Genomic DNA, 13,333 nt, shown 5'->3' on the forward strand with positions numbered 1-13,333 from the left:
CGGCCCGCTGGAGGCCGTCCTGGCGCTCCGGCCCACCGGGGCGCGCGGCGCCCCCGCGCCCCTGCCCGGCATCGACGGCGTGCGCGTCGGGTACCTGGAGGAGCTGGCCGCCGCCGAGGACGCGGCCGCGTTCGGCGGCGACCCGCCCGCCCCGTCGGACCTGGCCGCGCTGTTCCACACCGGCGGCACCACCGGCGCCCCCAAGCTGGCCGCGCACACGCACGCCAACCAGGTCGCCGGCGCCTGGATGCTGGCCGCCGACTCCCGGCTCGACGACGACGCGGCGGTGTTCGCGGCCCTGCCGCTGTTCCACGTCAACGCGCTCGTGGTCACCGTGCTGACGCCGCTGTTCAGGGGGCAGGGCGCGGTGTGGGCCGGCCCGCTCGGCTACCGCGACCCCGCGCTGTACGGCGCGTACTGGAAGATCGTCGAGCACTACCGGATCGCCGCGATGAGCGCGGTGCCCACCGTGTACGCCGTGCTCGCGCAATGCCCGGTCGACGCCGACATCGGCAGCCTGCGGCTCGCCGTGGTGGGCGCCTCGCCGCTGCCCGGCGCGGTCCGGGACGGCTTCCAGGCCCACACCGGCGTGCCCCTGGTCGAGGGGTACGGGCTGACCGAGGCGACCTGCGCCAGCGCGCGCGGGTTCCCCGACGCGCCGCGGCCCGGGACGGTCGGGCAGCGCCTGCCCTACCAGCGGATCAAGGCGGTGCGGATCGGCGCGGACGGCGCGTGGCGGGACCTGCCCGCCGGGGAGACCGGCGTGCTGGCGGTCAGCGGCCCGACGGTCTTCCCCGGCTACGTCACCGGGCACGACGGGCACGGCCCCGTCCTGGACGGCCTCGGCACGCTGGTCGACGGCTGGCTGGACACCGGGGACCTCGGCAGCGTCGACGCCGACGGGTTCGTCCACCTCGCCGGGCGGGCCAAGGACCTCATCATCCGCGGCGGCCACAACATCGACCCGGCCGTCATCGAGGACGTCCTGCTCGCCCACCCGCAGGTCACCGGGGCCGGCGCGGTCGGACGTCCCGACGTCCGCGCCGGTGAGGTCCCCGTCGCCTACGTGACCCTCGCGCCCGGCGCCGAGGTGACCGGGCCGGAGCTGCGCGCCTGGGCGAGCGAGCGGATCACCGAGCCCGCCGCCGTCCCGAAGGCCGTCACCGTCGTCGACGCGCTGCCCCTCACCGACGTCGGCAAGCCGTACAAGCTCGCGCTGCGCGCGGACGCCGCCCGCGACGAGCTGCTCGGGGCGCTCGACGGGACGCCCGGCGTGCGCGACGTCGAGACCGCCGTCCACGACGGATCCGTCACGGCGGTCGTGAAGGTCTCCTCGCCGGCCGACGAGACGGCGATCAAGGCGGTCCTCGGCCGCTACGCGCTCGGATGGCGCCTGGAGGTGACGCCGTGACGACGGTGCCCGTGGTCATCGTCGGCGCGGGCCCCACCGGCCTGACCGCCGCGACCCTGCTCGGCCGGTACGGCGTCGAGTGCCTGCTCCTCGACCGCTGGGAGTCGATCTACCCGCGGCCCCGGGCCGTCGCCCTCGACGAGGAGGTCCACCGCGTCCTCGCCCGCCTCGGGGTCGGCGCGGAGTTCGCCGCGATCTCCCGCCCGTGCCCGGGGCTGCGCCTGCTCGACCGGACCGGGCGCGTGCTGGCGGAGTTCCGGCGCGAGACGGCGAACGGCAGGCACGGCTACCCCGAGTCCAGCCTGTTCGACCAGCCCGAGCTGGAGGCGCTCCTGCGGGCCAACCTCAAGCGCCACCCCACCGTCACCCTCCGGGTCGGCGCGGAGGTCACCGCCCTGACCCAGGACGCCGACGGCGTGCGGCTCGACGTCACCGACCGGGCCACCGGGGAGCGCCTCCCGGTCCGCGCGCGCCACGTCCTGGGGTGTGACGGCGCCAACAGCCTGACCAGGTCCGCGATCGGCGCCACCATGCGGGACCTGGACTTCGCGCAACGCTGGCTCGTCGTGGACGTGGCCACCACCGCCGACCTCGGCGCGTGGGAGGGCGTCCACCAGGTCTGCCACCCGGTCCGCGCCGCCACCTACATGCGCGTCGGCGAGACCCGCCACCGCTGGGAGTTCCGGCTGGCGCCCGGCGAGACCGCCGACGACTACCGCACGATGGACCGGCTGCACCCGCTGATCGCCCCGTGGACCGGGGACGTGCCCGCCGCGCGGCTGGAGGTCGTCCGGGTGGCCGAGTACACCTTCCGGGCGCGGATCGCCGACCGGTGGCGCGACCGCCGGGTGTTCCTGCTCGGCGACGCCGCCCACCTCACCCCGCCGTTCATCGGCCAGGGCATGGGCGCGGGGATGCGCGACGCGGCCAACCTCGCCTGGAAGCTCGCCGGGGTGCTCGACGGAACCCTGCCCGGAACCGCGCTCGACACCTACGAGGCCGAACGCGAGCCCCACGCCCGCGCCATGATCCGGATGGCCAGGCTGGTCGGCGTCGCGATGACCGGGGGCGGCGGGCTCGGCGACCTGCTGCGCCGCGTGGTGGCGCCGCGCCTGCACCTGGTACCCGGCCTCGGGGACCAGGCCCGGCACGGCGAGACCCCCGCGCTGCGCCGGTCCGCCCTGGTGGCGCGGCCGCCGCTGCGCCGCGGCCTGGCGGGCGGGCTGTGCCCGAACGCGCCGCTGGGCGACGGCCGCCGCTTCGACGACGTGGCCGCGGGCCGCTTCGCGGTCGTCACGGCCACCGCGCCGTCCCCCTGGCAGCGGGCCGAGATCGAGCGGCGCGGAGCGGCGCTCGTCCACGTCCGGCCGGGCGACGCCCTGCACGACTGGCTGCGGCGGGGCCGCGCCGACGCCGCCCTCGTCCGCCCCGATGGCACGGTCCTGCGAGCGGGCCGCCACCTGTCCGCCCTCCACACCACCCTGCCCACCTTCGGCACGGGCCCCGACCCGGAAGAACCGGCATGACCGCCCGCATCAACGTCCACCGGCACATGGCCCCCGAGCCGTATGCCCGCCGGCTGCGCGCCCACGGCGTCGAGGCGCCCGGCGGATGGCCACTGCCCGCCTAGGGGTCTGTTTCAAAGTGGGCCTCAGCGGCGCACGCGAGCGCGTTACCTGGCCTGCGGGCCCGAGGCCGGAGGCGAGGGTCCGCAGGTCAGATCGCGAAGCGATGTCGCGCTCGCCAAGACCTGGTGAGGTGTGAGCCTCCCGGGGCGAGCGCCGTGGGCCAGGGCTTTGAAACACGGCCTAGTCCGCCACTACGACGTGGTCACCGTCACCGGGGGCGACGGGACGTGGACGGCCTACGACGTCGAGGCCCGCGCCCTCACCGGGGCGCCCGAGGAGGGGCGGGCACGCGCGGTCGCGCACCGGCCGCCACCGGGTGGAGTTCCGCAACCGGCAGGGGGCGCGCTTCCTCGGCGGCCCGACCGCCCTCGGCTCCGGCGAGGACGGGTTCGCCGTCGAGTCGGTGTCGTTCGCTGGGGACGGGCCGCGCCTGTTCGCGGCGCGCATGCTCGCGGGAGGAGCGGCCCCGCCGTGTACGTGATCGACCCGGAGAACGCCGCCGCCTGAGCGGCCGGCTCGACCGTCCCCGTGGCGCCGTGGCCGGGTGGACCACACCCGCCCGTCGGCGATCACCGGATGGGCCGGGGATCTCCTGTTCGCGCGTCCGGCCCCGCCGCGGCGCGCGTTTCCGGGCGGAACGGTCATCCCCGACCCTGGTCACGGGAGCGATCCCGTATCGCCCGCAACGGGAAGACCTGTGCGGACCGACCACTTTCCGGTACCGCCGGTGTCCACCCATGCGAGAGGGACCACGGGAGAGAAGGAGCCGATATGCGAGGGATCCCGCCGTCCGGCGATCTGCTGGCGCTGGCGCGGAGCGGGGACGGCGAGGCGTTCCGCCGGCTCGTCGAGCCGTACCGCCGCGAACTCCAGGTGCACTGCTACCGCATCCTCGGCTCGGTGCAGGACGCCGAGGACCTGCTCCAGGAGACGCTGCTGGCGGCATGGCGCGGCATCGACGGCTACGAGGAACGCGCGTCGCTGCGGACGTGGCTCTACCGGATCGCGACCAACCGCTGCCTCAACGCGCTGCGGGCCGGAGCCCGCCGCCCGCCCGAACACGCGGACTACCGACCGGAGGTCCCGTTGCCCGAGCCGTCGCACCGCCGGGCGGAGCCGAGCTGGCTGGAGCCGTACCCCGACGCGCTGCTCGACGAGATCGCCGACCTGGCGCCCGGCCCGGAGGCGCGGTACGAGACCAGGGAGTCGGTGTCGCTGGCGTTCCTGGCGGCGCTCCAGGAGCTGCCGCCGAGGCAGCGCGCGGTGCTGGTGCTGCGGGACGTGCTGGGGTTCCGGGCCGCCGAGGCGGCGCGCATCCTCGACATGACCGAGAACGCGGTGACCAGCGCGCTGAAACGGGCGCGCGGCGCGCTGGCGCGGGAGCTGCCGGGCTCCGGCCGGGAGAGCGTCCCGCTGCCGGACTCGCCGCGGGAGCGCCGGATCGTGGCGGACTTCCTCCGCGCGTTCGAGGCCGGGGACGTCGACGCGGTCGTCGCCCTGCTGACCGACGACGCGCGGCTGTCCATGCCGCCGCTGCCGCTGGAGTACCGGGGAACGGACACCGTCCGGCACTTCCTGGCCACGGTCGCGCTCCGCCCCGGCCGACGGCACGTGCTGGTCCCGACCCGGGCGAACGGGCAGCCGGCGTTCGGCGCCTACCAGCGCGACCCGCGGACGCCGATCCTGCACGCGCACGGAGTGATCGTGCTGACCCTGGCCGGAGACCGGATCACCGCGGTGACGCGGTTCCTGGACAACTCGCTCCTGGCGGCGTTCGGGCTTCCCCGGACGCTGCGCGCGGGATTCGAGGAGGGACGATGAGCGCCGACGGAGGACGGATGACGTCCAGGCAGGCATGGGTGCTGGGACTCGCCTCGCTGGCGTCGTTCATGATGGCGCTGGACAGCCTGGTCGTGACGACGGCGCTGAGCACGATCCGGAGGGATCTGACGGCGTCGATCGAATCGCTCGAATGGACCGTCAACGCCTACAACCTGACGTTCGCGGTGCTGCTGCTGACCGGGGCGGCGCTGGGGGACCGGTTCGGCCGCCGCCGGGTGTTCGTCGCCGGGCTGGCGGTGTTCACCCTGGCGTCGGCGGCCTGCGCCCTGTCCCCGGACATCGGGACCCTGATCGCGTCCCGGGCGTTGCAGGGCGCCGGCGCCGCGATGGTGCTGCCGCTGTCGCTCACCCTGATCAGCGCGGCGTTCCCGCCGCGGCAGCGGGGCCGGGCGATGGGGCTGTACCTGGGCATCACCGGCCTGGCGACGTTCAGCGGGCCGTTCGTCGGCGGCGTCGTCGCCGAGGGGCTGGCCTGGCAGTGGATCTTCTGGCTGAACCTGCCGGTCGGCCTGGCCGCGATCGTGCTGTCGGCGCGGCGGGTCGAGGAGAGCGTCGGCCCCAACAACCGGTTCGACCTGGCCGGGGTGGTGCTGGTGACCCTGGGCGCGTTCGGCGTCGTCTGGGGCCTGGTCCGGGGGAACGCGGCGGGCTGGGGCAGCGTGGAGGTCCTGGGCGCGCTGGTGCTCGGCGCCGCGCTGGTGGTCGCGTTCGTGCTCTGGGAAGGGCGCGCGAAGGCGCCGATGCTGCCGATGCGGTTCTTCCGGGTGAGGGCGTTCGCGACGGCCAACCCGGCGAACTTCTGCGTGTTCGCCTCGCTGTACGGCACGCTGTTCTTCCTCGCGCAGTACTTCCAGACCGGCCTCGGCGAGGGGCCGCTCGGCGCCGGGCTGCGGCTGATGCCGTGGACCGCGACGCTGATGGTGTGCGCGCCGATCGCCGGGGCGCTGGCCGACCGGTACGGCGAGCGGACGTTCGTGGTCGTCGGGCTGCTGCTCCAGACGGCCGGCACGGGCTGGATCGCCCTGGTCGCCGACGCGGGCACCGGCTACCTCGAACTGCTGCCCGCGCTGGTCGTCGGCGGGGCCGGGCTGACCATGGCGATGCCCGCGGCGCAGAAGGCGGTGGTCGGGGCGGTGCGGCCCCAGGAGATCGGCCAGGCGTCCGGCGCGTTCATGATGCTGCGGATCCTCGGCGGGGTGTTCGGCGTCGCGATCGCGGTCGCCGTCTTCGCGGGCACCGGGGGCTACGCGTCGGCCGAGGAGTTCAGCGAGGGCTTCGCGGCGGCGATGGGCGCGGTCGCCACCCTGGCGTTCACCGGCATGCTCGCCGCCCTCGGCATGCCCCGCCGCCGCCCGGCCCCCACCCCCGCACCACCGGCGACCACCCCCGCACCCCACCCCGAGACCGCCGTCTGAACGCCGCGGAACCGGTGCGCGGGGCCGGGACGGGGCTTGGGAATCCCGCCCGTCGCCCGGGAGGCGCAGATCACGATCACCGTCCGGCGTCGGGGCGGAGGCCGCCCCGACGCCCGGCGCCACCGGGCCGAGGCCGGCCGTCGACGAAGGGCGGCCACGGTCCGGTGACGCAGGAGGCGACGCACGTCCCCGTCCCGCCCGTCCGGCGGCGTCCGGCGCGCTCCGTTCCGCCGGCCGTCCCGGACGCGGCGGGACGTCTGGCCGACGGCGCGGCCAGACGTCGGAGATCCGGTTACTTCACCGAGAACCGGCAGGCCACGGCGAGGTCGCCGCGGCAGTAGTCGGACTTGTAGTAACCGAGCAGGTAGCTCTTACCGCGGAGGATGCTGGTGTTGTTGATGTAGGCGGTGCCGCTGGAGTCGTTGGAGGTGACCCGGTTCCACCAGAGGAAGTTCCCCCAGTACAGGTCGACGAAGTTCTGGCCCTCCTTGATCCCGATGTAGTCTCCGTCGCTGTTCGGCAGCGCGCCCGGCGCCAGGGTGTAGTCGACGCTCACGTGGCTGATGCCGACCTTGAGATTGCTGAGGTCGGGATTGATCGTGGTGATTCTGCCGCCGCTCTCCGGAATGAAGGACAGCGCGACCACCTGCTTGGGTCCCGGGCCGGTCGCGTAGCCGAGGACGTAGCTCGCCATTCCGATTTTGGAGTCCTCGAAGTAGCCGGAACCGCGGGTGTCGTTGGTGGACACCGCGGTCTGGGCGCGCGGGCGCTTACTCCGAGGAATCGAGGGTTCCGGGTTGTCGTATACCAGGAGCTGGTGCCCCATCGCTTTCGGGGAACTTCCCGGCATGGTGAGGAATTCGTAGCTGAGGTTCTCACCGACGCTTTCGCTGCTGATCCAGCACTGGGTGTTGTATTTCTCGTTGATCGTCGATTCGAGGATCTCCTCGTCGAAGTTCGGTGTCCCCACCGACTCCGTTCCTGGTGTGGTGGTCTCCATCTGTGGTACCGCCTTTCGGTGCGGTGGGACGGATGCTCAGTCGAGTGCGACGACCCGGTCGAGGGTCGGCTCGATCAGCGCCTGGTAGGTCGCCTCGTCCACCTGGAGCTGGCCGTCCACGGAGACGCCGAGGGAGACGTCGGCGTCCTTCGGCAGGGCGAACGCCAGCGTTGCGTCGCTGAGCAGGGCCGCGGAGTCCTCGGCGAAGGTGAGTTTGAGCGTGCCGGCCCGTACGTTCAGCTTGACCTCGCGCAGGCTCGTCCCGCGACGTTCGATGAACAGCTCCGACCGGTCGGCGGTGCGGCGCACCCCGATGCTGATGCCGCCGGCGATCGCCGTGGCCGCGGCGCCCAGGATGAGGACGACGCCGAAGGAGATCAGCCGCCAGTTGTCGTCGTCCCCTGCTCCGGCGGGCTGCGGCGAGGCGTCGAAGACCGTCATCTCGCCGTTGCGGTAGAACTGGAGTTCCTTTCGTGGGTTGAAGCCCTGCCCCTTCTTGTCGAGGTGGATGAGGGTCGACGAGTATCCCTGGTTTCCCTCGCTTCCGATGAAGTCCACGAAGTTGAGACCGATCGGATGGTCGGCGACGCTCCGCAGGTACGGCGTTCCCGACTTGGGATCCCAGTACCCCTCGACGCCTCCGGGGCGGTAGGGTTCGTCGTCCGCGTCGAATTCGTTCCTTTCCGGCGCGGGAAGCTGGGAGAGTATCTGTCCGGCTATCTGGGCCACTTTGAGAGCGGAAGTGATCCAGCCCATCGTGTGCCCCCTTTCGGGTGGGACTGGCTCGGCCGAATTTCATGTCTTCGGTCCGAGGATTTGATCCCCGTGGCCGGACTCGGTGAAACTGTAGAACTTCGTTCCGTATATTTCGTGGATATCCTGGACCCGGGTCTTGGAATAGCGTTGGCGTCGCGGCGGTGCACCGTCGTAGCGGATCAGGCCAACGGGAACGCAGTCGTTAACCGTTGTGGGTTGACGCCCCTCCCCGCCGCTGGTGCCGGACACCGGCCGACGGCTTGCGGAACAGTTCGATCATCGCCGCGTAGCCGTCGCCGCCGTGGCCCTCGGCCACCGCGCGGTCGCCCAGGGACTTGAAGAACCTCGGAAGGTCGGCGCTGACGCCGACGCTCTCGCTCTCGTGGACGAGGTGGGCCATCGCGTCGAGCTGGATCTCGATCGTGGCGTCGAGGGCGGTGTACGCGCCGTCGTCGATCTGCCGCGCGTAGCCCGACATCCAGTCGACGATGGTCCCGATGTTCTCGCGGGTGAACGCGGCGAACGTCGAGGCGTCCACGCCCGCCGTGCCGAGCAGGGCGGCGCCTTGCAGGAAGCCGTCCAGCAGGCCCCACATCACGCTCGTCGCCGCCACCCCGTACAGCGCGGGCAGGCCGTGGTCGTCGCCGAGGTGCGTCGCCTCGTCGCCGAGGCTCCGCAGGGTCGGTTCGTGCAGGTCGAAGGCCGCTCGCGGTCCGCTGTAGTAGACGAGCGCGTCCGCGGTGCCGATCCCCTGGGGCGCGGCCATGATCGCGCCGTCGAGGTAGGTGACGCCCCGCCGCGCCGCCCAGGCGGCGGTCTCCCGCGCCTGCCGGGACGTGCCCGAGGTCAGGTTCACCAGGACCCGGTCGCCGAGGACGTCCTCCAGCGGTTCGAGCAGCTCGCGCACGGCGTCGTAGTCGGTCACGCAGACGACCACGAGCGGGCCGGCCGCGACGGCCTCGCGGGGCGAACCGGCCGGCCTCGCTCCCTGCGCGACGAGGGGTTCGGCCTTCGCCGCCGTGCGGTTCCACACGGTCGTGGGGTGCCCGGCGCGCAGGAACGCCCCGGCCAGCGCCCGGCCCATCAGCCCCAGGCCGATGACCGTCACCGGCGTGCGGTTCTCGTGGTTACCCATGCTTCGCTCCCTGTGAGTGGGTGGGCGGACATGGGAGGATCATCAACGTTCACACCGGTATGAAGGTCAAGGGGAGACGGGCATGCTGATCGGGGAACTGAGCCGTCGCACCGGGGTCCGCACGCATCAGCTTCGCTACTACGAGGCGCAGGGCCTGCTCAAACCGCGCCGGGGCTCCGGCGGCTACCGCGAGTACGGCGACGACGCCGTCCTGGCCGTGGGCCAGATCAGGAGCCTGCTCGGCGCCGGGCTGTCCACCGACGACATCGCGTTCATGCTCCCCTGCGTCACCGGCACGGTCCCCGAGCTGGAGCCGTGCCCCGAACTCCTGGACGGCATGCGCGAACGCCTGCGCGTGCTGGACGAGCACATCGAGACCCTCCTCCGTTCCCGCCGGGCCCTCGCCGACTACATCGAGGCCACCGAGCGGCGCGCCGCCGAGGAGGCCTGATCACCAGGTGACGGGGACGGACGCGGGTCCCGCGTCGGTCTCGCCGCGCACCCAGTCGAGGTCCTCGGGCGGTACCCGGAGCCGCAGGCCGGGCAGCCGCCGGGCGAGGGCGTCGAAGGCCGCGGCCAGCTCGACGCGGGCCAGCGACGCCCCGAGGCAGTGGTGCGGCCCCCGGCCGAACGTCAGGTGCGGGTGGCGGGACGGCCGGCCGGACGGGAACCGGCCGGGCAGGAACCGGCCGGGGTCGGTGAAGCACGCGGGGTCGTGGTTGGCCGCCTCCAGCCGGACCAGGACCAGGTCACCGGCCGCGATCGGCGCGCCCGCCAGCTCCAGGCCGGTCCGCGCCCAGCGCGGGAACGGCTCGGCGATCACTCCGGCCAGCCGGCGCAGCACCTCCTCCACGACGCCCTCCATCCGGCCCGGGGCGTCGGCGAGCCCGGCGAGCAGCCCCCCGGTGACGAGCTGGACCGTGCCCACCGCGATGGCGTTGCGGGCCGTCTGGTAGCCCGCCGCGACGAGCGTGGCGACCATGCCGACCAGCTCGTCGTCGGTGAGCCGCTCGTCGCCGGTGTCGCGCACCCGGATCAGGGCGCTGAGCAGGTCGTCGCCGGGGGCGCGGCGCTTGGCGGCGACCAGCCCGGCGGCGTATCCGGTGAACTCGTTCCACGCCCGCAGCGCCTCGGCCACGCCCTCCCGGTCGTCACCGGCGGAGTGCTCCACCGCGCCGAACGCCTCCACCAGCGCGTGGAAGCGTTCGCGTTCGTCGATCGCCACGCCGAGCAGGACGCTGATGACCTGGAGCGACAGCGGGGCGGCGAGCCCGGCGACCAGGTCGGCGGGCGGCCCGGCGGCGGCCAGCGCCGCGACGTGGTCGTCGGCCATCTCCCGGACGCGCGGGCGCAGCGCCGCGACGCTCCGGGGAGTGAACGCCTTCGCGACCAGCCCGCGCAGCCGCGTGTGCGGCTCGCCGTCCTGGAACAGGGTGGTGTCACCGGCGGTGCCGCCGCCCGGGGGAGTCATCGTGAGGCGGGGGTCGGTCAGCGCCGCCACGGCGGCGTCGTAGGAGGTGACCAGCCACGCCCGCCGCCCGTCCGGAGTGGTCACCTCCGCGACGGGCGCGCGGCGGCGCAGCTCGGCGTAGACGGCGGGCGGCCGCAGGGGATCCGGCCGGTCGAACGGCAGGGACGGGGTGGGCGTGGACATGGCGGACGCCTTTCTCGTGGCGGCTGGGACGTCGCGTCGGCCCCTCCCAGTGGACACGTTGACCTCGCGGCAAGGTCAACGGGCCGCTCGCACCGAGTTGTTTTAGACTGATCAATACAATATGGTGGCGCCACCGAAAGGAGCTGTGATGAGCAAGACCAGGGACGTCGTAGAGGAGTTCTTCCGCCGCGCCGGAGCGGGCGAGTTCGACCGGATCGGCGAGCTGTTCGCCGACGAGGTGGACTGGGACATCTACGGCGCCGACGAGGTGCCGTGGACGGGACGCCGCACCACCGGGGCCGAGGCCGCCGAGTTCTTCCGCTCGCTGCCGACCCACCTGCGCGCCGAGGAGCTGACCGTCCACCGGATCCTGGTGGAGGGCCCGGACGCCGTCGTCCTCGGATACATGCGCCAGCGGGTGCTGGCGACCGGCGAGCTGTTCGCGACGCCGTTCGCCTTCCACCTCACCGTGGAGGACGGCCGCATCACCCGGTACATCCCCCACGAGGACAGCCTCGCCCTCGCCCGCGCCTACGGCGCGGTCGCCTAGGGGCCTGTTTCCAAGCGGGCCTCGGCCGCGCACGCGAGCGCGTGACCTGACCTGCGGGCCCGACGCCGGAGGCGAGGGCCCGCGGGTCAGATCGCGAAGCGATGCCGCGCTCGCCTAGCCCTGGTAAGAAGCGAGCCCCAGGGCGAGCGCCGTAGGCCAGGGCTTTTGCAACACCGCCGGGCCCTCCCGTCCGGCCAGCGGGGCCTTCAGCGGGCGACGGCGGTGTGCAGGGTGTACCGCCGGAAGCCCAGCGGGGTGATGCCCTCCACGTCGGCGAGCACGCTGGTGAGCCGCCTGCTCCCGCTCGTCTCGGTCGTGATGAGGGCCTCGTGGGACGCGGCGTCGACGAACTCGGCGTAGTTGAGCATCCGCGACCCGTCCACGGCGATGTGGAAGTGCGACCCGATCGCGCCCTTCCCGGGCTCCTCGTCCCCGTAGACGTCGAAGAGGGTGTCCACCAGCGTGCGCGCCGCCGTCCCGTCCCGCGTCTCGAACTGCACGATCACGATGGACCCCGGCGCGGCCCCCTTCTCGCCGAGACCGTGGCGGTACAGCCGGTACGCGGTCGGCTCGTGCCGGGTGATGCCGGGCGCGACCTCGCCGGCCTGCGCCGAACGGGCCGTGCGGGCGAACTCCCGGTAGGCGTCGAGGTCCGTCCACTGCTTGTAGGCGAGAACGGAGGTCCCGTCGTCGCTGACGTAGAGGTTCAGCGACAGGGCGTGCTCCGGCAACGGCCCCGCCCGCCACAGCCGCGCGACGGCGTCGGCCCCGGCCCGCTGCCGGTCGCGGGTGCCCACGTTCCACTCGTTGACGAGGACGACACCGGCGTCGTCGCGGGTGATGTCCGGGTACCGCTCGCTCATTTCGACCCCTCCCAAGTGATCTTCGCTGACCCCTCGATACTGGCGTTCCCCCTGCTGGGGCGGCATCTGTCGGGTGACTGGGCCGCCGCCGTGCGCGCCGCCGACACGGGCCACCGGGGAACGGGGGCCAAACTCGATCATGCGCTGCGCTTTACCGCGTCCGGCCCGTCCCTTGGACCGCCTCAGGGAATCAACGAGGCGTCCGCGCACCGCCCTCGAAACGGCAGGGAGCCTTCGCCATGACCCAGCAGGGAACCTTCTCCACGACCGACGACTTCGTCCTGGACGTCACCCGGATCCGCGAGCAGGTCCGCCAGAAGATGGACGACGGGCCGGTCACCGGCACCTACGGGCGCGAGTCGGACCGCGTCATCGGGGTGCTCAACGACGTGGTCGCGACCGAGGTCGTCTGCTGGCTGCGCTACACCCGCCACGCGATCTCCGCCTCCGGCATCGACCGCGCGCAGGTGTCGGCCGAGTTCACCGAGCACGCCAGGGAGGAGATGGAGCACGCGATGCGCGCCGCCGAGCGGATCGGCCAGCTCGGCGGCGACCCCGACTTCGACCCCGCCAGGCTGGCCGAGCGCTCCCACACCGACTACACCACCCCGCCCGCCAACGACCTGGACGCGATGCTGCGCGACAACCTGGAGGCCGAGCGCATCGTCATCTCCACCTACCAGGAGATCATCAGGTGGCTGGGCGACGGCGACCCCACCACCCGCCGGCTGATGGAGTCGATCCTGGAGGAGGAAGAGGAGCACGCCGACGACCTGGTGGACCTGCTCGGCCTCTGAACCCCCCGCCGCAACGGCCGGGGGCATGTCGTTCCTCTTCGAGCTCCACCTGGCGGCCCCGGCGTTCGGTGGAGTCCTGGGCGGTCTCCCGGGAGCTGCGGCGGGCATGGGTCCGCTTCGCCACGATCGGCGACCCGGGATGGGCCGCCCACCGGCCCGAACGGCCGCCGACCCGCGTCCTGGACGTCGGGTCGACGACCGCGCCCTCCCCGGAGGCGGACTCCCGCCGGATCGGGGAGGGGCACGACCCGGCCCCCTCCGGCCTCGCATAGGCGAGGACCC

14 protein-coding genes are annotated in these 13,333 nt (G+C 73.4%); 9 read left to right on the forward strand and 5 right to left on the reverse strand.

Annotated elements, in window-relative coordinates; all coding sequences use genetic code 11:
* From AKI01S_RS35325 to AKI01S_RS35340, 5 genes are all read left to right on the forward strand, one after another.
* Positions 1 to 1,411, forward strand: a 1,411-nt coding sequence (locus tag AKI01S_RS35325; protein WP_067827890.1) for an AMP-binding protein, incomplete at its 5' end; no start/stop codon positions are given.
* Positions 1,408 to 2,937 carry a bifunctional 3-(3-hydroxy-phenyl)propionate/3-hydroxycinnamic acid hydroxylase MhpA gene (mhpA, locus tag AKI01S_RS35330; RefSeq protein ID WP_245681915.1) on the forward strand — a complete coding sequence of 510 codons (1,530 nt, stop codon included), beginning with the start codon at positions 1,408 to 1,410 and terminating at the stop codon, positions 2,935 to 2,937. The genes AKI01S_RS35325 and mhpA, both read left to right, overlap by 4 nt.
* 418 nt (positions 2,938 to 3,355) lie before the next feature.
* Positions 3,356 to 3,520, forward strand: coding sequence for a hypothetical protein (locus AKI01S_RS51140; RefSeq protein ID WP_157420387.1), 165 nt, complete (start codon positions 3,356 to 3,358; stop codon positions 3,518 to 3,520).
* 290 nt (positions 3,521 to 3,810) lie between these two features.
* Complete coding sequence (locus AKI01S_RS35335) at positions 3,811 to 4,860, forward strand: sigma-70 family RNA polymerase sigma factor (protein ID WP_067827896.1); 1,050 nt, start codon at positions 3,811 to 3,813, stop codon at positions 4,858 to 4,860.
* Complete coding sequence (locus AKI01S_RS35340; protein WP_218009937.1) at positions 4,857 to 6,296, forward strand: DHA2 family efflux MFS transporter permease subunit; 1,440 nt, start codon at positions 4,857 to 4,859, stop codon at positions 6,294 to 6,296. Before AKI01S_RS35335 ends, AKI01S_RS35340 begins: the two co-directional genes overlap by 4 nt.
* 292 nt (positions 6,297 to 6,588) lie before the next feature.
* Here AKI01S_RS35340 and AKI01S_RS35345 read toward each other — a convergent pair whose 3' ends face one another.
* The 3 genes from AKI01S_RS35345 to AKI01S_RS35355 all read right to left on the reverse strand — a co-directional run bounded on the left by AKI01S_RS35345 (position 6,589) and on the right by AKI01S_RS35355 (position 9,187).
* Positions 6,589 to 7,296, reverse strand: a complete 708-nt coding sequence (locus AKI01S_RS35345; RefSeq protein WP_157420388.1) for a hypothetical protein — start codon at positions 7,294 to 7,296, stop codon at positions 6,589 to 6,591.
* 36 nt (positions 7,297 to 7,332) lie between these two features.
* Entirely contained in the window at positions 7,333 to 8,025 is a 693-nt protein-coding gene (locus tag AKI01S_RS35350; RefSeq protein ID WP_067827902.1) for a hypothetical protein, read from the reverse strand.
* A gap of 229 nt (positions 8,026 to 8,254) precedes the next feature.
* Positions 8,255 to 9,187: an NAD(P)-dependent oxidoreductase gene (locus AKI01S_RS35355; RefSeq protein WP_067827905.1), complete on the reverse strand. Its 933-nt coding sequence runs from the start codon at positions 9,185 to 9,187 to the stop codon at positions 8,255 to 8,257.
* A gap of 82 nt (positions 9,188 to 9,269) precedes the next feature.
* Here AKI01S_RS35355 and AKI01S_RS35360 point away from each other — a divergent pair, with 82 nt between their 5' ends.
* On the forward strand, positions 9,270 to 9,638 hold the full coding sequence (locus AKI01S_RS35360) for a MerR family transcriptional regulator (RefSeq protein WP_067827908.1): 369 nt from the start codon (positions 9,270 to 9,272) through the stop codon (positions 9,636 to 9,638).
* Here AKI01S_RS35360 and AKI01S_RS35365 read toward each other — a convergent pair whose 3' ends face one another.
* Positions 9,639 to 10,841 carry a cytochrome P450 gene (locus AKI01S_RS35365; protein ID WP_067827911.1) on the reverse strand — a complete coding sequence of 401 codons (1,203 nt, stop codon included), beginning with the start codon at positions 10,839 to 10,841 and terminating at the stop codon, positions 9,639 to 9,641.
* A 148-nt stretch (positions 10,842 to 10,989) separates the two neighbouring features.
* Between AKI01S_RS35365 and AKI01S_RS35370 the strand changes: the two genes are divergently transcribed.
* The gene (locus AKI01S_RS35370) at positions 10,990 to 11,391 is read left to right on the forward strand and encodes a nuclear transport factor 2 family protein (protein ID WP_084000571.1); all 402 of its coding nucleotides are present in this window, start codon (positions 10,990 to 10,992) and stop codon (positions 11,389 to 11,391) included.
* Positions 11,392 to 11,597: 206 nt separating this feature from the next.
* On the opposite strand, the gene AKI01S_RS35375 is transcribed toward AKI01S_RS35370, so the two are convergent.
* Positions 11,598 to 12,254 carry a hypothetical protein gene (locus AKI01S_RS35375; RefSeq protein ID WP_067827921.1) on the reverse strand — a complete coding sequence of 219 codons (657 nt, stop codon included), beginning with the start codon at positions 12,252 to 12,254 and terminating at the stop codon, positions 11,598 to 11,600.
* Between the two features lie 239 nt (positions 12,255 to 12,493).
* Between AKI01S_RS35375 and AKI01S_RS35380 the strand changes: the two genes are divergently transcribed.
* Together AKI01S_RS35380 and AKI01S_RS35385 are read left to right on the forward strand one after the other, a co-directional pair.
* Complete coding sequence (locus AKI01S_RS35380) at positions 12,494 to 13,051, forward strand: ferritin-like domain-containing protein (protein WP_067827925.1); 558 nt, start codon at positions 12,494 to 12,496, stop codon at positions 13,049 to 13,051.
* Between the two features lie 68 nt (positions 13,052 to 13,119).
* Positions 13,120 to 13,323 (forward strand): hypothetical protein, encoded by a 204-nt coding sequence (locus AKI01S_RS35385; protein ID WP_067827928.1) that lies wholly within the window; start codon positions 13,120 to 13,122, stop codon positions 13,321 to 13,323.
* Positions 13,324 to 13,333: the final 10 nt, after the last annotated feature.

The sequence above is a fragment of the Actinomadura kijaniata NBRC 14229 genome (assembly GCF_001552175.1).
GTDB classification, from domain to species: domain Bacteria; phylum Actinomycetota; class Actinomycetes; order Streptosporangiales; family Streptosporangiaceae; genus Spirillospora; species Spirillospora kijaniata.

What these genes read in the sequence shown, in the direction of transcription:
- AKI01S_RS35335 (WP_067827896.1), top strand. Translation starts at nt 3,811, where the DNA reads ATGCGAGGGATCCCGCCGTCCGGCGATCTGCTGGCGCTGGCGCGGAGC.
- AKI01S_RS35340 (WP_218009937.1), top strand. Translation starts at nt 4,857, where the DNA reads ATGAGCGCCGACGGAGGACGGATGACGTCCAGGCAGGCATGGGTGCTG.
- AKI01S_RS35345 (WP_157420388.1), bottom strand. Translation starts at nt 7,296, where the DNA reads ATGGAGACCACCACACCAGGAACGGAGTCGGTGGGGACACCGAACTTC.
- AKI01S_RS35355 (WP_067827905.1), bottom strand. Translation starts at nt 9,187, where the DNA reads ATGGGTAACCACGAGAACCGCACGCCGGTGACGGTCATCGGCCTGGGG.
- AKI01S_RS35360 (WP_067827908.1), top strand. Translation starts at nt 9,270, where the DNA reads ATGCTGATCGGGGAACTGAGCCGTCGCACCGGGGTCCGCACGCATCAG.
- AKI01S_RS35365 (WP_067827911.1), bottom strand. Translation starts at nt 10,841, where the DNA reads ATGTCCACGCCCACCCCGTCCCTGCCGTTCGACCGGCCGGATCCCCTG.
- AKI01S_RS35370 (WP_084000571.1), top strand. Translation starts at nt 10,990, where the DNA reads ATGAGCAAGACCAGGGACGTCGTAGAGGAGTTCTTCCGCCGCGCCGGA.
- AKI01S_RS35375 (WP_067827921.1), bottom strand. Translation starts at nt 12,254, where the DNA reads ATGAGCGAGCGGTACCCGGACATCACCCGCGACGACGCCGGTGTCGTC.
- AKI01S_RS35380 (WP_067827925.1), top strand. Translation starts at nt 12,494, where the DNA reads ATGACCCAGCAGGGAACCTTCTCCACGACCGACGACTTCGTCCTGGAC.